The sequence below is a fragment of the Nocardiopsis dassonvillei subsp. dassonvillei DSM 43111 genome (assembly GCF_000092985.1).
Taxonomy (GTDB): Bacteria; Actinomycetota; Actinomycetes; order Streptosporangiales; family Streptosporangiaceae; genus Nocardiopsis; species Nocardiopsis dassonvillei.
The window spans coordinates 5,385,270-5,404,369 of record NC_014210.1 but is presented as its reverse complement, the minus strand read 5'-3'; the positions used below and the strand labels follow the sequence as shown (position 1 = coordinate 5,404,369).

The 19,100-nt window shown below is 72.6% G+C and carries 18 protein-coding genes and 1 tRNA gene; 9 read left to right on the top strand and 10 right to left on the bottom strand.

Features of this window, described 5'->3' with window-relative positions:
- Positions 1-62 precede the first annotated feature (62 nt).
- A complete protein-coding gene (locus NDAS_RS22515; RefSeq protein ID WP_041552941.1) occupies positions 63-797 on the top strand; it encodes a DUF1206 domain-containing protein in 735 nt (244 codons plus the stop codon).
- A 147-nt stretch (positions 798-944) separates the two neighbouring features.
- On the opposite strand, the gene NDAS_RS22510 is transcribed toward NDAS_RS22515, so the two are convergent.
- Both NDAS_RS22510 and NDAS_RS22505 read right to left on the bottom strand, forming a co-directional pair.
- Positions 945-3,539 (bottom strand): glycoside hydrolase family 9 protein, encoded by a 2,595-nt coding sequence (locus tag NDAS_RS22510; RefSeq protein ID WP_013155552.1) that lies wholly within the window; start codon positions 3,537-3,539, stop codon positions 945-947.
- Between the two features lie 222 nt (positions 3,540-3,761).
- Positions 3,762-4,511: a hypothetical protein gene (locus NDAS_RS22505; RefSeq protein WP_013155551.1), complete on the bottom strand. Its 750-nt coding sequence runs from the start codon at positions 4,509-4,511 to the stop codon at positions 3,762-3,764.
- 259 nt (positions 4,512-4,770) lie between these two features.
- Between NDAS_RS22505 and NDAS_RS22500 the strand changes: the two genes are divergently transcribed.
- Positions 4,771-6,099: a cytochrome P450 family protein gene (locus NDAS_RS22500; RefSeq protein WP_013155550.1), complete on the top strand. Its 1,329-nt coding sequence runs from the start codon at positions 4,771-4,773 to the stop codon at positions 6,097-6,099.
- Entirely contained in the window at positions 6,081-7,181 is a 1,101-nt protein-coding gene (locus NDAS_RS22495) for a cytochrome P450 family protein (protein WP_013155549.1), read from the top strand. Before NDAS_RS22500 ends, NDAS_RS22495 begins: the two co-directional genes overlap by 19 nt.
- Positions 7,182-7,364: 183 nt before the next feature.
- Here the strand turns inward: NDAS_RS22495 and NDAS_RS22490 are convergent, their stop codons facing one another.
- Positions 7,365-8,420, bottom strand: a complete 1,056-nt coding sequence (locus NDAS_RS22490) for an AraC family transcriptional regulator (protein ID WP_013155548.1) — start codon at positions 8,418-8,420, stop codon at positions 7,365-7,367.
- An 81-nt stretch (positions 8,421-8,501) separates the two neighbouring features.
- On the opposite strand from NDAS_RS22490, the gene NDAS_RS22485 reads away from it, so the two are divergent.
- The gene (locus NDAS_RS22485; RefSeq protein WP_013155547.1) at positions 8,502-9,158 is read left to right on the top strand and encodes an NAD(P)H oxidoreductase; all 657 of its coding nucleotides are present in this window, start codon (positions 8,502-8,504) and stop codon (positions 9,156-9,158) included.
- Positions 9,159-9,331: 173 nt separating this feature from the next.
- Here NDAS_RS22485 and NDAS_RS22480 read toward each other — a convergent pair whose 3' ends face one another.
- The 4 genes from NDAS_RS22480 to NDAS_RS22465 all read right to left on the bottom strand — a co-directional run bounded on the left by NDAS_RS22480 (position 9,332) and on the right by NDAS_RS22465 (position 13,066).
- Complete coding sequence (locus NDAS_RS22480; RefSeq protein WP_013155546.1) at positions 9,332-9,913, bottom strand: hypothetical protein; 582 nt, start codon at positions 9,911-9,913, stop codon at positions 9,332-9,334.
- Between the two features lie 50 nt (positions 9,914-9,963).
- A complete protein-coding gene (locus NDAS_RS22475) occupies positions 9,964-10,671 on the bottom strand; it encodes a hypothetical protein (protein ID WP_013155545.1) in 708 nt (235 codons plus the stop codon).
- A gap of 359 nt (positions 10,672-11,030) precedes the next feature.
- Positions 11,031-12,404, bottom strand: a complete 1,374-nt coding sequence (locus NDAS_RS22470; protein WP_013155544.1) for a sensor histidine kinase — start codon at positions 12,402-12,404, stop codon at positions 11,031-11,033.
- A complete protein-coding gene (locus NDAS_RS22465; RefSeq protein ID WP_013155543.1) occupies positions 12,401-13,066 on the bottom strand; it encodes a response regulator transcription factor in 666 nt (221 codons plus the stop codon). The genes NDAS_RS22470 and NDAS_RS22465 overlap by 4 nt, the downstream gene beginning before the upstream one ends.
- A 172-nt stretch (positions 13,067-13,238) precedes the next feature.
- Here NDAS_RS22465 and NDAS_RS22460 point away from each other — a divergent pair, with 172 nt between their 5' ends.
- The 3 genes from NDAS_RS22460 to NDAS_RS22450 all read left to right on the top strand — a co-directional run bounded on the left by NDAS_RS22460 (position 13,239) and on the right by NDAS_RS22450 (position 16,278).
- Positions 13,239-13,967 carry a PepSY domain-containing protein gene (locus tag NDAS_RS22460; RefSeq protein ID WP_013155542.1) on the top strand — a complete coding sequence of 243 codons (729 nt, stop codon included), beginning with the start codon at positions 13,239-13,241 and terminating at the stop codon, positions 13,965-13,967.
- Positions 13,968-14,179: 212 nt separating this feature from the next.
- Positions 14,180-15,145 (top strand): helix-turn-helix transcriptional regulator, encoded by a 966-nt coding sequence (locus tag NDAS_RS22455; protein WP_013155541.1) that lies wholly within the window; start codon positions 14,180-14,182, stop codon positions 15,143-15,145.
- A 146-nt stretch (positions 15,146-15,291) separates the two neighbouring features.
- A complete protein-coding gene (locus NDAS_RS22450; RefSeq protein ID WP_013155540.1) occupies positions 15,292-16,278 on the top strand; it encodes a hypothetical protein in 987 nt (328 codons plus the stop codon).
- Between the two features lie 106 nt (positions 16,279-16,384).
- Here the strand turns inward: NDAS_RS22450 and NDAS_RS22445 are convergent, their stop codons facing one another.
- Positions 16,385-16,693: a hypothetical protein gene (locus NDAS_RS22445; RefSeq protein ID WP_013155539.1), complete on the bottom strand. Its 309-nt coding sequence runs from the start codon at positions 16,691-16,693 to the stop codon at positions 16,385-16,387.
- A gap of 53 nt (positions 16,694-16,746) precedes the next feature.
- Positions 16,747-16,974 carry a hypothetical protein gene (locus NDAS_RS22440; protein ID WP_013155538.1) on the bottom strand — a complete coding sequence of 76 codons (228 nt, stop codon included), beginning with the start codon at positions 16,972-16,974 and terminating at the stop codon, positions 16,747-16,749.
- A gap of 295 nt (positions 16,975-17,269) precedes the next feature.
- On the opposite strand from NDAS_RS22440, the gene NDAS_RS22435 reads away from it, so the two are divergent.
- Positions 17,270-17,812, top strand: coding sequence for a class IV adenylate cyclase (locus NDAS_RS22435; RefSeq protein WP_013155536.1), 543 nt, complete (start codon positions 17,270-17,272; stop codon positions 17,810-17,812).
- A gap of 198 nt (positions 17,813-18,010) precedes the next feature.
- Here the strand turns inward: NDAS_RS22435 and NDAS_RS22430 are convergent.
- Positions 18,011-18,084: transfer RNA gene (locus tag NDAS_RS22430), tRNA-Gly, on the bottom strand.
- 139 nt (positions 18,085-18,223) lie between these two features.
- Between NDAS_RS22430 and dcd the strand changes: the two genes are divergently transcribed.
- The gene (gene dcd, locus NDAS_RS22425) at positions 18,224-18,814 is read left to right on the top strand and encodes a dCTP deaminase (protein WP_013155535.1); all 591 of its coding nucleotides are present in this window, start codon (positions 18,224-18,226) and stop codon (positions 18,812-18,814) included.
- Positions 18,815-19,100: the final 286 nt, after the last annotated feature.

The following is a 19,100-nucleotide window of genomic DNA, read 5'->3' as shown; positions in this document are numbered from 1 at the left end:
CGGCGGGCCGACGCGCGGGACGCCAGGCGGCCCACAGCACCTGGCTGCGCAGGCTCGCGGGCGTGGGCTTCGCCGCCACGGGCCTGCTCTACCTCATCATCGGCTACCTCGCCCTGGGCATCGCCTTCGGCGACAGCGGCGGCCAGGAGGCGGACAACAGCGGCGCCCTCCAGCTCGTCGCCCAGAACACCGGCGGCATGCTGCTGCTCTGGGTCGCGGCGGCGGGGCTGGTGGGACTCACCGTGTGGCAGGCGGTCTACGCCGCCGTGGGGTTGGAGAGGGCCACCAAGCGCATCGCCTCCGGGTCCCGCGCGGTGGTCTACGCCGTGCTGGCCTCCAGCATCGCGGGCTTCCTGCTGGGGCAGGGGTCGACCCGGTCCCAGGACAGCCGGTCGGAGGCGCTGACGGCACAGGTCATGGCGCTGCCCTTCGGCCGGTTCGCCGTCGGCGCGGTGGGCTGCGGCGTGATCGCCGTGGGCCTGTACCAGATCTGGAAGGCGGTGACCCGCCGCTTCACGCAGGAGCTGGCGCTCGGCGCTCTCGCACCGCGGCGGCGCAGGGCCGTCGTCACCGTCGGCGTGCTCGGCATCGGCACCCAGGGCCTGGTCCTGGCCGCCGTCGGCGTCTTCTTCCTCCAGGCCGCGATCGCCTTCGACAAGGACCAGGCGGTCGGGCTGGACGGCGCGCTGCGGGCCTTCTCCCAGACCCCGGCCGGCCCCTGGGCGCTGGTGGCCGTCGCCCTGGGCGTGGCCCTCTACGGCGCCTACTGCTTCTGCCAGGCGCGCTGGCAGCGCTGACCGGAGGACACCGCCCTCCCCCCAGCGCGCCGGACCGCCTCCCCTCCCCGGACATACGGACGGGGCCCCACGCTCTCCTGAGGGGCCCCGTCCTCCAAGGGGGTCCTACGGCGTGGGCGGGCGCGCCGTCGTCGCCCCGCCCACGGGTCAGCTACAGACCGAACCGTTGAGGGCGAACCTCGCGGGCACGGCGTTCGCCCCGGACGCCAGGGTGCCGATGAAGCCGAACGTCACCTCGTCGCCGGGCTCGATGGTCCCGTTCCAGTCCGCGTTCACGGCGGTCACCGCGTGCCCGGCCTGCTCCAGCGCGCTGCTCCAGTGGCGCTCCACGGTCTGGCCGCCGGGGAAGGACCACACCAGCTTCCAGCCGTTCACGGGCTCGTCACCCGTGTTGCGGACGGTCACCTGGGTGTTGAAGCGGTCGTGCCACTCGCCGTGGACCACGTAGTCCACCTCGCAGGAGGAGCCGGCGGGCAGGGAGGCGTCGCCCTGGTCGGCGACGAACCCGGACACCCAGGCCAGCGTGGAGTTCCAGTTGATGGTCAGCTCGTTGGTCGCCCACGAGTCGATGTGGTCGATGTAGCAGAACTGGGGGGCGCACCCGTCCAGGTTGGACTGGGCGACCGGGTCCCAGGTGCCGGTGTCGGAGTTGGGTCCGCCGGACAGGGTGCCCTCGGGCGGGTTGGGCAGGCGCGGGTCGAGCTGGTGGGCGTACCAGCGGCTGTGCTGGTTGACCGCGTCGTTCTCGCCGTACCCGGTCACGTACGACTGGTTGAGGGCGTTGCGTCCCAGGATGTAGTCCATGCCCTCCAGGACCGCGTCGCGGAAGCGCGTGTCGCCGCCGATGTCGTAGGCGCTGGCCATCACCACCATGTTGTTGAGCACGAGGTTGTTGGAGCCCCAGGCGAAGACCCCGCCCTCGGGGTCGTAGGCCAGCCCGTAGGGGTGCTCCGAGACGTCGGCCAGGTACTGCTCGGCCCCCTCCACGACGGAGGCGCGGACCTCGTCGCGCCCGTCGAGCCCGCTCGGCACGGTGGCGAGCTGGAGGCGGCCCAGGGGGGCGGTCCAGCGCCAGTCGAACCCGGCGGAGGTGAACACGTCGGCGGTGTGCAGCTCGGACGAGACCACCGCCTCCTCGTAGTCCCCGTGCCCGGTGGCCAGGTACAGCTCCGCGGCGGCCCAGTAGAACTCGTCGGCCACGTTGTCGTCGTCGTAGGCGCCGCCGCCCTCGCCGCCGACGGTCGCGTAGCGCTCGGGTTCGGCCACCGCGGCGTCCCAGGCGGTCTCGGCCGCCTCCAGGCAGGTCGCGGCGAAGTCGGCGTCGTAGGGGGCGAACACGCGGGAGCACTGGGCGGCGGTCGCGGCCAGGTTCAGTGTGGCCGCCGTCGTCGGCGGGTGCAGGTAGCGGGGCTGGGGGTCCTCGGAGGGCAGCAGGGGCAGGCCGGTCCAGCGCTCGTCGTGGACCTTGTGGTGGGCCATCCCCGCGAGCTCCTCGCCCTCGGGGACCCGCATGGACAGCAGGAACTCCATCTCCCAGCGGGCCTCGTCCAGGACGTCCGGCACGCCGTTGTCCCGCTCGGGGACGGACAGGGTGGAGTCGGCGACCCGGGCGGGGTCGCCGGTGGGCGCGGTGTGCGCGCGCTCGTAGACGCTCATCAGCTGGTGGACGGAGATGCCGCCGTTCACCACGTACTTGCCGTGGTCGCCCGCGTCGTACCAGCCGCCGGACACGTCGAGCGAGTAGTCGCACGGGGCTGAGGGGTGGCAGGTGACGTCGGTGTCGCCCTGGTTGGGCTCCACGCCCGCGTGCCCGGCCTCGCGCCCGTACCCGGGGGCGAGTTCGTCGAGGATCTCGATACCGCTGCGCTGGGTGTAGTAGAAGTCCAGTGCGTCCGTGGCCAGGGCGGCGTAGGGGTCGGCGGTGATGCCGAAGGGGTGGCTGGTCTCGCCGTCGGCGGTCAGGGTGTAGCCCTCGCCCGTCCCGGTGAAGCCGCTGAAGTCGACGGTGTGCACGTTCTGCCCGGAGGACTCGTCCAGGCCGTACGGCACGGTGTCGCCCTCGGCCACGACCGCGCCCCCGGCGTCGGCCAGCCGCCAGGGCAGGGCCTCCTCGGCGTCGGTGACCACGGTGGCGTTCTTGGGGCCCTGCGGGAGGTAGCCGACCTGGTTGACGCGGACGCGCGGGCCGGTGTCGGGTTCGTAGACCGGTGGTTCGGCGCCGCCGAGCAGCGACACGTCGTCCAGGCAGAACGTCCAGTCCTCCTCGGCCCCGCCGATCTGGAAGGCGAGCTGGGCGTCGGCCATCTCGGCCGACGCGGTGAAGACGTACTCGTAGCCGGTCGCCGTCGGCGTGAGCACGGGGCGCTCGTCCAGTTCGGTGCGCCAGGGGTCGACGGGCTCCTGGACCAGCGCGCGGACGGGCAGGCCGTCGGCGCCGGAGGCGGTGAACGTGAGGGAGTAGGACTCCTCCGCCACGAGGGGGATGTCGTTCTGGCCGACGATCTGGTCCCACGGGTCGCTGGTGCCGCCGGGGACCGCGACGCACAGGGCTCCGTCCTCGCTGACGGCGAGGTCGATCCCCTCGGTCGCCCACCAGCCGGTGGTGCCGTCGGAGAAGTCGCCGTTGGTGATCTGCTCGACCGGTTCGTCGTCGGCCTGGGCGGGGGAGGCGACGAGGAGACTCGTGCCGAGTGCGGCTGCGGCGCCGAGCGCCGCCGCGCGGTTTCTTCGTGCCGGACTCAACGGGGGTCCTTCCGCTGGGGGGTAAGCGGCCGGAAGCACTGGGAGCGCTCCCAATAGTATGACCATTGTTGTGTCGCGTATCACAGCTGTCAATGGGGGCAAACGCACGAACCAGCGGACGGCGCAGGAGGTGCAAGCAGCCCGGAGTGAAACCGGTGAACAGCGGCGCGGGGTGAACGCGGGCGGGCCCGGTCCCCGGGGGAGCCGGGCCCGCCACCGGGGTCAGTCCTTGAGCAGACCCGGCGCGATGACCTCCTCGACCAGGGCGCGGCGCACCTCGTCGGCGTCGCCCGTGTGCCCCAGGTGCCCCGTGGCGGCGCGCAGCTGCGCGCGGACCGCGTCCACCACGGCGTCGCTGCGCAGCACCTCGGCGACGGGGGCCGCCTCGACGGCCTCCTTCCACCCGCGCAGGGTGTCCAGCCGACCGCGGTCGACGGCCTCGCGGGTGATGTGGAACAGGGCGTCGATGTTGCGCTGGTAGGCGTCGGCGTCGGTGAGGTCGACGTCGATGACCTCCACCGGCCGGTTGCCGCCGCCCTCGTCGGGGCGCAGGTGGTAGACCTTCCAGAGGCGGCCGTTGGTGAGGATCACCCACTCGGCGCCCTCCTCGACGGCCAGGCGCCGGGACACCTGGATGTTGCGCTGGTCGAGCTCCTGGCCGACCCGGCGCACCTCCACCGGCGCGAACAGCTTGCCGTCCAGCACGATCGCGTAGTCGATCGAGTCCCCGCTGGTCCGGTACTGGGTGGTCATGTCCTGGTACTTGCTGAAGTTCAGGCCGACGCTGAAGAAGTCGGCGACGAGCATGCGGGTGTCGCCGTCGTTGGCGTCGCGCTCCAGCAGGTCGGACAGCGGCCCGGAGAGGCGGTCGACCGCCGCCGCGACCCGACCCCGGACCGAGGTCTCCCAGCTCAGGGTGGTGCTGGTGAACTCACCCGTCCTGGTCATGACCTGGGTGTCTTCAGCGTCCATGAACGTCCGTTCCCGTGTGTGTCGAGGAAGCCCCGCCGCGCGGCCTTCGCCGGGACCGGAGGAGCGGGTTGCAGGGGGGAGGAATCCGGCCACGATGCTACAACTCGCGCCGCTGACCGGGCACCTCCGGGACTCCGGGAGGAGGGTGGGCGCTCCCTCCGTTCCGCGGGGGTGGAACGGATGGGACGGAAGGAACGACGGACATGTCGCGGTACTAGACTGGCGCGGCTCTCGAACCCCCCTGTAGAACAGGAAAACGTTGGCTTCCCGCTGCCCCTACGCCGAACTCCACGCCCCCGAGTTCCACGCCGACCCGCACGACGTCTACGCGCGGATGACCAAGGAACACGGCTCCGTCTTCCCCGCCGAGATCTCCCCAGGGATCAGCGCCTGGGTGGTCGCCGACTACGCCCTCATCACGGCCTGGTGCAGGGACAGCCGCACCTTCCGGCGCGACTCCCGGCTCTGGCTCGACTGGTCCGAGGGGCGCGTCCCCGACGACGCCCCCGTGGCCGCGATGATGGCCTACCGCCCCAACCTGCTCTTCGCCGACGACGACGCCCACGCCCGCCTCAAGCGGTCGGTGGTCGACTCCCTGGGCCGAGTGCCCGAGAGCCGTGTCGGCGAGAGCACCCGCCGCCACGCCGACAGCCTCATCGACGCCTTCGTCGAACGCGGCAGCGCGGAGCTGGTGTCCGAGTACGCCCGCCTGCTGCCGCTGCTGGTGCTCTGCGACCTGTTCGGCTTCTCGCGCGAGGTCGGCGAGCGCGTCCTGACCTCGCTCGTGGACCTGTGGGACGGCAACGACGTCGTGCGCGCCAACGCCGAGTACGAGCGCGCCCTGTCCGACGCCATCTCGCACAAGCACGCGTCGCCGGGGGAGGACATCACCACCTGGCTGCTCCAGCACCGGGCGGGGCTCACCGACGAGGAGATGCTGCACCAGCTCGTCGTGACCATCGGCGCCGGCGCCGAGCCGACCGCCAACCTCATCGCGGCCGCCACGCACACGATCCTCACCGACCCCGAGGTGAGCCGGGCCCTCAACGGCGCCCTCGTCGGGATCGACGAGGTGGTCGAGCAGGTCCTGTGGCGCGAGCCGCCCATCACCAACTACCCGGTCCTCTACCCGGTGCGCGACGTGGAGATCAGCGGCGGACGGGTCATCCGCAAGGGCGAGCCCATCCTCCTCGGCTACGCCGCGGCCCACAGCGCGATGGCCGAGAACGGACCCGACATCGAGCACGTCACCCGCGCCCACCTGGCCTTCGGGGTCGGTCCGCACCGCTGCCCGGCCCACGGGTTCGCCCAGGCCATGGCCCAGGTCGGCGTGGAGGTCCTCACCAGGCGCCTGCGCGGCCTGCGCGTGACCGACCCGGCCCCGCGCTGGCGCGTCTCCCCGTTCGCGCGGGCCCTGGCCGAACTCCCCGTGGAATTTCCGCCCGACTCCCCGAAGGGAACACCGCCATGGCAGCAGACATCCCCGTCCTCCACCCCTACGACCTCCACCGACAGACAGCCGGACTCCGCGACCGCGGCCCCGTCGTCGAGGTTGAGATCACTGGTGGCGTGGTTGTTCGGGCGCTGACCGGCCACGACGTCATCATGGAGGCCCTCGCCCACCCCGGCGTGCGCAAGGAGGCGCGGCACTGGCGGGCGTGGGCGCAGGGCGAGATCCCCATGGACTGGCCGCTGATCTCCTGGGTGGCCCCGGACAACATGCTCACCGCGGACGGCGACCGCCACCGGCGCCTGCGGACCCTGGTCTCACAGGCGTTCACCCCGCGCCGGGTGGAGGAGCTGCGCCCGAGGATCACCGAGATCACCGCCGAACTGCTCGACGGCCTCGCCGCCGCCGGGCCGGGACCGGTGGACCTCAAGGCGGCGCTGTCGCTGCCGCTGCCCATGACGGTCATCTCCGAGCTGTTCGGGGTCGGGGCGGAGCACCGCGGCACCCTCCACACCCTGATGCACCGGGTCTTCGACGCGACCACCACCCCGGAGGTGGCGGCACGGACCAACGCCGACATGCAGGCCTTCCTGGCGGAGCTGGCCGAGCGCAAGTCCCGTGAGCCGGGCGACGACCTCACCAGCGCGCTGCTCCAGGCGCGGGCGGAGGGCGACGAGCGGCTCTCCCACACCGAACTGGTGTGGACGCTGATCCTCATGATCGGCGCGGGCTACGAGACCACGATGAACCTCATCACCAACGCCGTGCACGCGCTGCTCACCCACCGGGACCAGCTGGAGCTGGTGCGGTCCGGCGGCGCCTTCTGGGCCGACGCGGTCGAGGAGACCCTGCGCTGGGACGCCAGCATCCAGTACCTGCCGCTGCGCTACACGGCCGAGGACGTCACCCTGGCGGGCACGCGCGTGCCCGCGGGGGAGGCGCTGCTCATGGGCTTCGGCGCGGCGGGGCGCGACCCGGGGCGCCACGGCGAGGACGCGCACGCCTTCGACCTGCGGAGGGAGCAGCGGGGGCACCTGGCCTTCTCGCACGGTCCGCACTTCTGCCTGGGCGCGGGGCTGGCCCGGCTGGAGGGCGTGACCGCGCTGGAGGCGCTCTTCACGCGCTTCCCGGACCTGCGCCTGGCCGAGGGGGCGGAGGTGGAGCAGGCCCCGTCCATCGTGGCGAGCGGTCGGGCCGCGCTCCCCGTCGTCTGGGGCTGAGTCCGTCCGGCCCGGGGAGCGGTCGCGGCCCCGGGCCGGGTACGGCTCCCGGCTTGGGTGTGCTCCCCGGTTCGTGGGCGGTCCCAGGACCCGTGCGGCCTCCGGGACGGACGTGGTCCCCGGGGTCGGTTGGGGTTCCGGATCGGGGCCGGAAGCGGGTTCCGGCCCCGATCCGGGCCCGGGTCAGGGGCTGGACCCGGCGCCGGTTCCAGGGGCGGTGCCGGTCTCGGGCAGCAGGTTCCGCAGGCGGAACTCGCGCGGGCTCAGCCCCCGCAGCCGTTTGAAGGCCGTGCTGAACGAGGAGGGGTCGGCGTAGCCCACGGCCCCGGCCACCTTCGCCACGCTCAGGTCGGGGTCCGACAGCAGCTCCTCGGCGGTGTACATCCGCCACTCGGTCAGGTAGCCCAGGGGCGACTGGCCCACGACCTCGGTGAAGCGCTTGGCGAACAGCGCGCGCGACACCCCCGCCCGGGCGGCCAGCGCGCCCACCGTCCATGGCTCGTGCGGACGCCGGTGGACGGCCTCCAGAGCGGGACCGGTCACCGGGTCCACGGCCCCCCGGTACCAGGCCGGGGCGTCGGCGCCCTCCTGCTCGAACCAGCAGGCCAGGCTGCACACCAGCCCCATGTCCACGACGCGGTCGACCAGGGCCTGGCCGCCCGGGAGGTGGCGCCGGGACAGGGCGTCCCTCGCCGCTTCGAGCCAGAAGACGCTCTCGGCGTCCTCGGTGAGGACCAGCGTGCGCGGCAGGGTGCGCAGCAGCCGCTCGTGGCGGCTCCGGGTGGCCCGGTAGGCGGCGACGAGGAGGGTGGTGGCGCCCTCGGGAGCCCCGTCGGGGAGGCCGCCGTCCGGGAGCCCGGTGGGGAGTCCGCCGCCGGGGCCGCCGTCCCGGAGGCCGTCGAGCCGGGGGAGACCGACCGGGTGAGCGCTGACCGGCCCGCCCCCGGCGTCCGGGTCGAGGCAGTCGATCTCGTGGTCCCGGTGGGGGCGGCGCGGCGAGGCGGGGCTGTCCGCGAGGTGGAAGGGGTCGGGGCCGCGCACGAGCGCGGTGTCGCCCGCGCTGATCGCGAGGGCCGTCCCGTCGGACATGACCACCGAACCGCCGCCGCTGATCACCGTCAGCATGGTCAGCGGCGCGCCGCCGGTGAAGCGGATCGTCCAGGGCGGTTCCAGCGAGGCCTGGCTGACGGAGGCTCCGGCGGAGCGGATGCCGCTGAGCATGTCGCTCAAAGGGTCCATGGGAACGAGTGTAGACGCACGCCAAAGAAACGCAGCTTTTCAGCTATGGAACGTCCACGCCCGCTGGTCTGTACTGGATCCATGAACCAAGAGCCCTTCGCAGCTTCCGAGACCTCCGAGCCCCTCACGCCGACCGGACGCACCGCCCTGGTCGTGTTCGCCCACCACCGTCCGGACTCCCTGACCGCCGCCGTGGCCGCACGGGCCGCGGCGCGCCTGGAGGCGGCCGGGTACCGCGTCGACCTGCTCGACCTGCACGCCGAGGGGTTCGACCCCCGCAACAGCGAGGCCGACGAGCCCGACTACGGCAACCGGGACAAGGTCTACTCCGACGAGGTGCACGCCCACATCCGCCGCGTCCACGCCGCCGAACTCATCGTCCCCGTCTTCCCCGTGTGGTGGTACGGGCTGCCGGCCCTGCTCAAGGGCTGGATCGACCGCGTGTGGAACTACGGCCTCGCGTACGGCCGCAGCAGGTCCCCCATGGCGGGCAAGCGGATGCTGTGGCTGGGCCTGGCGGGGCTCGCCGAGGGGGAGCAGAACGCGGACCTGGTGCTCGACCTGCTCGACGGACCCCTGCGCCGGGGGATCTCGGAGTACTGCGGGATCTTCGACGTCCACACGGCCGCGCTGTTCGACAGCGAGGCCCAGGGCCTGTCCGGTGTGGCCCGGGAGCGCCACTACCAGAAGCTGTTCGCCGAGGCCGAGGCGGCGGTCGACAAGCTCGTCGCCGGATGAGCCGACCACCGCTGACCGCTTCCGGTGGAGCCCGCCCGGGCTCCGGCCGGGGGACGGGGACCCGCGTACGGGCCCCGTCGGGGGGCGAGCGGCGGACGCGCGACGGGAGGGGCCGCCCCCGCGCTCGGCGGTGGGCGGCCCCTCCCGGGACGGCTCGCGGCGTCCGCACGCCGTCAGGTGTTGGTGTTGACCAGGTGTTCCACGAAGGAGCGGTAGTCGCGCAGGGCCACCCGGAGCGACTCGGTGTCCGTGCCCTCTCCCTCGTTCCACGCGGAGCGCAGCGCGGAGCGGCGCTCCTCGATCTCCGCGACCACGGCGTCGGCGACCTCCGCCGCCAGCGCGTCGGCCTCGCGCACGGCGCCGTGGGGGTCGTCGACGAACTTGCCCTGCGTCGCGTTCCAGCGCTCCCGGACGCGTTCCAGCTTCGCGCCCCGCGTCCGGGGCCCGTCCGCCGAGCCCGGGCGGTCCGCTCCGGCGCCGGGCTGCTCCGGCACCCGGCCCGGCGCGGTTCCGCGTCCGCCCGGCCTGGCGTGTCCGGCGGGGCCGGTGTGGTCACCGCCGACGGGATCCGTGCGGTCGGGACCGGGAGCACCGGTGGGTCCGGGGCCGGTCCCGCGTCCGGGGTCGTTCACCTCGGCGTCGACGGTCACCGGCTCCGCGGTACGGGGGCCGGTCCCGGTTCCGGGCGTCCGCGCCCGGTACTGGTCCGATTCGGTCTCCCGGCTCGTGCCGGGGCCGGGTACGCGTTCCACCATGTCCGCCTCCTCGTGTCGTCGGTTCCTCGCGGAGAAGCTGCCGGGGCCGGTCACAGACCCGCCTCCGGTCCCCTCTCCCGGCGCGGCCGCTCCACAGCGGTGCGCTCCGTGCCCGCGGCCGGAGCGGTGTGGTCGACAGCGGTCCGCCCCGCGCCCGGGCTCCGGTTCGTCGTGCCGTCGGCCGTCGGCAGGCCGCCCAGCAGGGACTCCACCAGATCGCGGTAGGACACCAGTTCCTCGCGCAGGTGCTCGGTGCCGCTCCGACCCGCCTCGGCGGAGCTTCCGGTGGCGTGCGCGCGGCGGAACCCGGTGACCGCGGCGGAATGGTCCACCGACAGGTCGTCGAGGCGCTGGTCGAAGGCCGCTTCACTGTCGGCCGCGGACGCGGGGCCGGGGTAGCCGCGGTCCGCCATGATGGCCTCCACCAGTCCGCGGGCGTCGCGGACGGCGCGGACGGGGTCGTCGACGAACTCCTGCTGCACCGCGGCCCACGTCTCGGTGTGAGCCACGCGCTGCTGGTCGCTCAGCTCGCGGAGCCTCATGTTGTCGCGGCGGCGGAGCCTCTCGGACAGGTCGTTCTCGGCGGCCGTCCTGTTGCCGTGGACCTCCACGGCGCGGTCGTACTCGGCGCCGAAACGCTTCTTCAGCCGGGCGGTGCGCCGGGCCGGAAGGATCGAGGACCGCGCGGCGATCGCGATTCCTCCGGCGATGACGACCACCACCACTAAGGCGATGATGACAATTGTTCCGGTCTCCATCGGAGCACCTCCTGCCATATCGCACTGCCCCCCAAGGCCCGCCCAAAACTCGGCCACGGTCGGGTCAGGGGCCCGTAACGGGCGTACGCGCAGGTGAGGGGCGTTGCGGCGATATTACGAGACTATCACGGAAGGCGGGGATTACGGCCTCCCCGCGGAGTGTGCGCCGGTGGGCCCCGCGCGCCGGAGCGGAGGGGGCGTCCGCTCCGGAAAGCGTTCTTCGTTTCCGGGGGATTCCCCGTTTCCGCCCTTCGTGGTGAAGGGTTCGCGGCGAAGGGGAATTCCCCCGGAGGACCCGTGTGAACAGCGAATGCGCCCCGGGTCGCCGGACGCGCGGTCCCGGCCCCGCGCGAGACCGGTCAGGGCGTGGCACGCGGGAGGGTGATCGTGACGACGGTGCCGGAGGGGCCGCTGTCGATGCCCACCTCACCGCCCTGGGCCTCGACCAGGGAGCGCACGACCGACAGGCCGAGCCCCGAGGTGCGCCCCGATCCGGTGGTGCGCGTGGTGACGAACGGTTCGAACACGTGGGGGAGCACCTCGGCGCTGATCCCCGGGCCGTCGTCGGTCACGGTGAGGGTGATCGTGTCCTCGCCTCCGCGGGCGGTCACGGTGGCGCGGGTGCCGGGCGGGTTGTGGTCGACGGCGTTGGCGGTGAGGTTGGCCAGGCACTGCTCCAGGCGTGACTGGTCGCCGAGCAGGACGTCCGGCGGCGGCTCCTCCAGGGTGACGGCGTCGGCGTGCGGCAGGGCGTCGAGCCGGGCCCGCACGTCGTGGAACAGGTCGGGCAGGAACACGGCCTCGACGCGGACGTCGATCTCGTCGCCGCCGCGGGCCACCGCCATGAGGTCCTCCAGCACACGGCGCAGGCGGCCGAGTTCGGCGCGCACCACCGCCGCCTCCGCGGTGCCCAGCAGTTCCAGGTGCCCCTCGGCGACGGAGAGAGGGGTGCGCACCTCGTGGGAGATCGCGGCCAGGTACCGGCGCCGGTTGCTGTCGGCCTGCTCGATGCGGGTCAGCATCTGGTTGATCTCGGTGGCCAGTTCGGCGATCTCGTCGCGGGTGGCGGGCACCGGGACGCGGGTGGCGAGGTCGGCCGGCGAGATGGCCTTGGCGGCGTCGGAGACCTCCCGCACGGGACCCAGGGTGCGCCGCACGACCAGCCACAGCACGACCCCTCCGCCGACCACGCCGATCACCCCGGCGAGACCGGCCCACAGCAGGACGGTGGCCGCCGCGTCCCGGGTGGAGTCGAGCGGGGCGGCGACGGTGACCACGGCCAGGGTGTCACCGGCGTCGTCCACGACCCGGGTGTCGAGCACCCGGAGCGGGCCCGCGTCGGTGTCGAGCGTGCGCAGGGTCCCGGGTTCGGGCCCGGGGGCGTCGCCGCCGCGCATGAGGCCCGCGACGCGCGAGGGGCCCCCGGTGCTCTGCAACCGCACGTCGTTGACGGTCACCAGCGTCACGTGGCGGGCTCCGCTGGGGCGTACGGCGAGCGCCTGGCGGGCGGCGCGCTCGGCCTCCGGGCCCGAGACCACGCCGTCGAGTCCGGCGGCGGCGGGCAGCCGCCCGTCGAGGGCGTCGCCGACCAGCGCCGACTCCTCGCGCAGCAGGTGGTCGATGTCGGCCAGGCCCGACACGCGCACCAGTTCGTAGGTGAGCAGGGCGACACCGCCGATGACCAGGGCCATGACCAGCAGCGACCGCAGGACCACCCGGCCGGTGAGGCTCACCGTGCGCCGTCCCCGAGCCGGTACCCGGCGCCGCGGACCGTCTGGATGCGCTCGCTGCCGAGCTTGCGGCGCAGCTGGCTGACGTAGACCTCCACCACGTTGGAGGCGCCGTCGAAGTCGTAGCCCCAGACCCGGTCCAGCAGCTGGGGCCGGGAGAAGACCTGCGTCGGATGGCGGATGAGCACCTCCAGCAGCGCGAACTCACGTGCCGACAGGTTGACGGTGCGACCCTCCACCGAGGCGGTGCGCGCCCCGAGGTCGAGCACCACACCGCCCGCGGCCAGCACGTCGCCGCGTTCCTGGCCGCCGCCGCGCAGCCGGGCCCGCACGCGGGCCAGCAGCTCGCTCACGCTGAACGGCTTGACCATGTAGTCGTCGGCCCCGGCGTCGAGGTTGGCGACCCGGTCGCTCACGGCGTCCTTGGCGGTGAGCACGATCACCGGCACCGAGGGGCGGCGCGCGCGCAGCCGCCGCAGCACCTCCTCACCCGGGATCCCCGGCAGCCCCAGGTCCAAGACGACGAGATCGACGTCCGACGACAGGGCCATCGTCAGCCCGTCGATCCCGTCGGCTGCGGTGAGCACCTGGTAACCGGCCGTCTCCAGCCCGCGCCGCACGAAGGAGACGATCCCCTCCTCGTCCTCCACCACCAGAATCGCCAAGGCCGTGCCCCTCCCCGTTTCCCCGTGTCGCCTCCCACCCTGGCGGAGGCCGCTGAACCGTCCCTGAGCGCAACATGAAGAAGACCCTCATGTGGACCTCATGCCGCCATCATCGCGCCGCCGCATGCTGGGTGGTACACAGACCTCCGAGCATGTGAGCAAGGGATCCGCGATGCAGACCAAGACCATCATCATCCTCTCCTCCGCCGCGGCCGCCGGGCTGCTGGCCGTGGGCACGGTCGGCTACCTGGTCGCCGGCGACCCCGAGCAGGAGGTGGCCCCGATCGCGCTCACCGGCGTCACCGCCGGGACCGACTCCGAGACGGGCGGGAACGGGCAGTCGCAGCAGAGCGAGCCCTCGACCCGGACGGTCGACGGGCTGGAGCAGCTCGTGGGCGAGCTGCGCGCCGGGGACGACGTCGACGACTGGTCCGTGTCCGGGGTCGAGGTCGACTTCGGTCCGGAGGAGTGGCTGCTGACCAACCCCGAGCTGGAGGACTTCGACGGCAACGGCACCGTCGAGCCGCTCCTGGACGAGCTGCGCGGCCTGGAGGGCACCGAGGTCACCCTGGGCGTGCGCTACGAGGACGACGATGACGACGAGGGCGAGGACCGCGACGACGCCGACGTGTTCACCGTCAACGGCACGGCCTTCCGCGACACCGACGGGGGCCCCGCCCCCTGGCAGAACACCGGTGAGCAGGCCGCGGCCGACCGCGAGACGGTCTCCGCCAACGCCGCCGCCGCGGTCGGCGAGGGCGCGACCACCGTGGACGTCGAGCGCCAGGACGAGGACGGCTGGGACGGCTGGGAGGCCGAGGTGCGCGGCGCCGACGGCCAGGAGTACGACGTCATCCTCGACGCCGCGGGCGAGGCCGTGGACGTGCGCGCCGAGGACTGACGGCCGCGGGGCGCGTCCCGTGCGGGACCGTCGGGGGTCGGCGCCTCGGGCGCGGTTGGGGCAGGCCGCGTCCGAGGCGCCGACCCTTTCGCGCCCGCGGGGCGTCGCGCGGTGGGGAGGGACGGGAACGGACCCGCGTTGCACGGCGGGGACGGATAGGGGAACGGGAACGGACTCGCGATCGGCGGCGGACCCGCCCTAGGGTCGGTCCCGTGACCGACCCGAGCCGATGGGAAACCGGCCTGCCCGCCCTCGTGCTGGCCGCCGCCGCCCTGCTCGGCGGCGCGGCGGGTCTGCTGATCGCGCCCCACGCCGCCGCCGTCGTCCTGGCCTCGACCCTCGTGCAACTGGGCGCCACCGCGCTGGGCTGGCGGCTCACCGGCCGTTCCGCGGTGGTGACCGGCGTGGTCGCGGTCGTGACCCTGGGCATCGCCCTCGAACCCACTCTCCGCGAACTGCTGCGGCTGGGCGCGGTTCCCTGGACCGTCCTGGCGCTCGCCTTCGGCACCCTCAACCTCGTGCGCCGGGCCCGGAGCACGACCGAGCTGGTGTCCGGTGTGGCGCTGTCGTCGGCGGCCGCGGCCGTGTCGGCGGTCGTCACCGCGCAGGGCGGAGCCCCCCTGGTGCCGAGCCTGCTCGCCTCGTCGGTTCCGGTCCTGGGCGGTGCCCTGGTGGCCACCGTGCAGCGGCTCAACGAGGCACGCCGGGACAGGCTGTCGCGCCCCGTCGTCCCGCCGATCTCGACCGGAGCCGACACGGGGGACGCCCGGCAGGCGCTTCTCCTGGTGGCGCTGCGGGCGGAGAGCATGTTGACGGCCGCGCGCGACGCGACCGCCGCGGCCCAGGCACGCGACCTGCGCACGGTCGCACTACAGGGGCTCAACGTGCCCGGCGCCGCCTCCGGGCCGAGGCTGACCGTGCGCATCGACGTGGCGGCCGCCGGAGCGGAGGGGGAACAGGAGGCCCCCGAACCCGACAGGGTGGAGACGCCGGCCCTGTCGGAGCGCGAGGGCGAGATCGCGCGCCTGCTGACCACGGGCGCCTCCAACGCGCGGATCGCCCGCGAGCTCTACCTGAGCGAGGCCACCGTCAAGGGGCACGTGTCCCGGATGATGCGCCGTTTCGACTGCGGCAACCGCACCCAGCTCGCCCTGATGGCCGCCCGGTGGTTCGGCTGAGGCGCCGAGCCCGGTGCGACTTTCGTCGTGACACGGCCCCGCGGGGCGGTCCGTTCGTCGCGATCGGCCCCGCGACCCTGGAAGCGCCCGCTCCGGGTCCCTAACTTCGGTGGCATCCGCCCTGTTCACCGACGTGAAAGGCCGTCATGCGCCTCATCCCGCCACTGGTCCTGCTGGTGCTCTCCCCGTTCGTCGGCGAGTACCTCCTGGGAAACATCACGCCCGAGCCCTCCACATGGGCCTTCATGCTGCTTCCGCTCGTCCTGTTGTACGGCGGGGGCGCCCTGCTCATCCGCGAGGTGACCCGCCGACTGGGGCGCGGCTACCCCACCATGTTCGCCCTGGCCGTCGGCTACGGCCTCATCGAGGAGGGCATCGTGCTGGGGACCCTCTTCAACCGTGAGTACCTCGGACTGGGGCTGCTGGAGTACGGCTGGACGCCCGAGTTGGGCACCAGCCCGGTGTGGTCGTCCTACGTCGTCGGCATCCACAGCGTGTGGAGCATCCTGGTGCCGATCGTGCTGGTCGAACTCCTCTTCCCCGCCCGTGCCCGCGAGCCCTGGCTGCGGGTGCCGGGCACCGTGGCCGTGGTCGTGGTCTACCTCCTGGGCGGCACGCTGCTCGGGCTCGGCAACTACTACACCTACCGGTTCTTCGCCTCTCCCGCGCAGGTCGCCGTGGTGCTGGCCCTGGTGGCGGCCTGCGTGGTGTGCGGACTGCTCCTGCGACCCGGTCGGGCCCGGGACGGCCGCGTGCCCCACCCCCTCGCCCTGGCGGCCGTGGCGCTGGTGTGCGGCAGCGGCTTCATCCTCGTCCAGGAGAACGGGGTGGTCCCGGCCGCGGTCACACTCGCGGTGATGTTCGCCCTGGCGCTCACCGCGGGCGCGGTGCTCCTCGTCAGCTCGGGCCGCGCGGGCTGGACGGTCCGCCACACCCTGGCCGCCGTCGCGGGCGCCGTGGCGACCTACTGCTGGGCGGGGTTCATGATCCAGTTCGGGGTGCACGGGTACAGCGTCTTCGGCCTGGTGGGGCAGGTCGTGTGCGTGGGTGTGGCCGCTGGGCTGGTGGCGCTCGCGTGGAGGCGTTCGGCCGTCACGGCCGCGTCGCCGTCCGGGTCCGCGTCACCGGCATGAGGGTGGGTGCGCACAGAACACGGAGACGTCTCCTGTCGCGCGAAGCCGCTTCGCACACCGGGGGCCGTCCTTGAACGGGGCCCGCGCCGGGCGCGGTGTCCGTGCCCTAGAGCTTCGTGTGGTGGGCCGACCCGGGGGAGGCCGGGGACCACCCCTGCGCGAGAGCGTTTCGGATGGCGGTGGAGACGACGCCCGGGGTCACGGGAACGGGAGGGGCGACCGACAGCCAGGATCCCGGGTGCGGGTGCCGGGTGGCGACCACGAGGGTCTGCCCCGGCTCCTCCGCCAGTTCCACGGCGAAGGTCATGGGCGACTCGCAGAGGCCCTGGGCGTAGGTCGGCCGACGCCGTACGCGCCACCGGTAGCCGGTGCCGTCCACGGTGATGCGGCGGGAACCCCTGCGGACCAGTGCCATACGCGTCGCCTCCTACGATCGGGAGGGCATCGTACCCGCCGCGGGGCAGGGGCCTACGGCCCGGGTTCCTCCTCGGTCGGAGGATCCTCCCGGCAGGTGCGGTACCGGGCCCACAGCTTCCGGTACACGATGACCGCGAACACCACGATGATCGCCCACGCGACAGTCATCCCGTACGGCCTGCCGCCGAAGGCCGGTGGCGTCACCACGAGGACGACGTGCGACGCGAATACGACGATCAGCCCTACCAGGGGCCGCAGCGGCGGTCGCTCGGGCTGCATGGGGTGGGGGTCTCCCGCTCCGTGGTTGTGGAGGCGGCTTGATGCCGACGCCTACCGTTAAGTCCACCCGGGACGAACGCCTCGCGCAACCGCTGCCACGGGAGGTGTTTCGTGCCGGGTTTATCGGAGGCTCTGGCATGGACCTGTGCCAGCCCGTCGAGGACTTTCTCCACGCTCCCGTCAAGGACGAGATCCTCCGCCTTCGCCAGACCGACCGTGACAGGCTGGAAGCCGCCCACCGCACCCCCGCGTCTTCTCCCACCACGACACACAGCACGGAAGGAAACCCGACGCCATGAGCGTGATCGAGTACGAGGCCAAGGTCCTGGACATCGACGTCGACCAGGTGATCCGGCGCATCCTCGACAAGGGGGGCACCGACCTGGGCGGGGTGCTCCAGCGCCGCTACGTCTACGACATCGAACCCGGCGACGCCTCCCGCTGGGTGCGCCTGCGTGACACCGGCAACCAGGTGACCCTCACGGTCAAGGAGATCGACTCCGACGCCATCGGCGGCACCCGCGAGACCGAGACAGCCGTGGGTGACTTCGCCACCGCCAACGCTCTGCTGGGCAAGCTCGGCTACACCCCCAAGGCCTACCAGGAGAACCGCCGCCACGGCTTCACCCTGGACGGCGCCCAGCTGGAGATCGACACCTGGCCGCGCATTCCCGCCTACCTGGAGATCGAGGCCGACAGCCGCGCCGAGGTCGTGCGAGTCGCGGCCCTACTCGGCTACGCCGAGGCGGACCTGACGGGCGAGAACACCATCAAGGTCTACGCCCGCTACGGCATCGACCTGGCCACCATCACAGACCTGCGCTTCGACGCGGAGTGAGTTCCCAGCTGTGGCGTGCCTGAGCTTCCGGGGTGGGTGTCTCCGCAGAAAGGTGTGAGGCTGTCGAGCGCCGGGGGAGAAGTCCGTGGTCGGCGTCCGCGCGTGTGGCACGTAACGGGCACGCGGCCCGTACGGACCCCCAGAAACGCGTTAGGCCAGGTGTTCGGTTTCCACCGATCTACCTGGCCTTCTGCTGAGTGGAGCGGATGACGGGAATCGAACCCGCGTTATCAGCTTGGGAAGCTGAAGTTCTACCATTGAACTACATCCGCGCGGCACCGCCGGAAGAACCCGGCTGGCAACGGATGCCATCCTAGCCCAACTCCGGGGCGGGTGGGCAACTCGGCGCGGACCGCCACCCGGGCGGGGATCGCCGCTACGCTGCGTTGCCCCAGGCGGTAGGTTCGGACCGTGCTGCTCTCCGATCGCGATATCAGGTCCGAAATCGACGCCGGGCGGGTCAGGATCGACCCCTTCGACCCCGGCCTCGTCCAACCCTCCAGCATCGACGTCCGGCTGGACCGCTTCTTCCGGGTGTTCGAGAACCACAAGTACCCGCACATCGACCCCTCGGCCGAGCAACCGGACCTCACCCGGCTGGTCGAGACCGACGGTGAGGACGCGTTCGTCCTGCACCCGGGCGAGTTCGTGCTCGCGTCCACCTACGAGGTCGTCAGCCTCCCGGACGACATCGCGAGCCGCCTGGAGGGCAAGAGCTCTCTGGGGCGCCTGGGGCTGCTCACCCACTCCACGGCCGGGTTCATCGATCCGGGCTTCTCCGGGCACGTCACGCTGGAGCTGTCCAACGTGGCCACCCTGCCGATCAAGCTCTACCCGGGCATGAAGATCGGGCAGCTGTGCATGTTCCGCCTGTCCTCCCCGGCCGAGCACCCCTACGGCTCCGCGGGCTACGGATCGCGTTACCAGGGGCAGCGGGGACCGACGCCGTCCAGGTCCCACCAGAACTTCATCCGCACCCCGATCAGCCCGGAGAGCGTCTAGCCGGGACCGGGGGCAGACAGGGCGTTTTGTTTACGGTACGGTCCTGAACGGACACGGACTGTCGTTTGATCCCCCTGTCACTAGTATGTGACTAAGGTCACTATCTTTCCGTGTGTGGTGTAAATCACAAAGGAGCCTTTCGGGGCTCCGGCATCCGCTGCCACAGGTCGGCGGACCGTTTTTACGACGTTTAAACATGTTATTTGGTGGTTACTTAGCGACTGAACTGTACGTACACACCTCGGTAAGGTTGCGCCCCGACGTGAACCAGGTAGCGGTTCCGCCC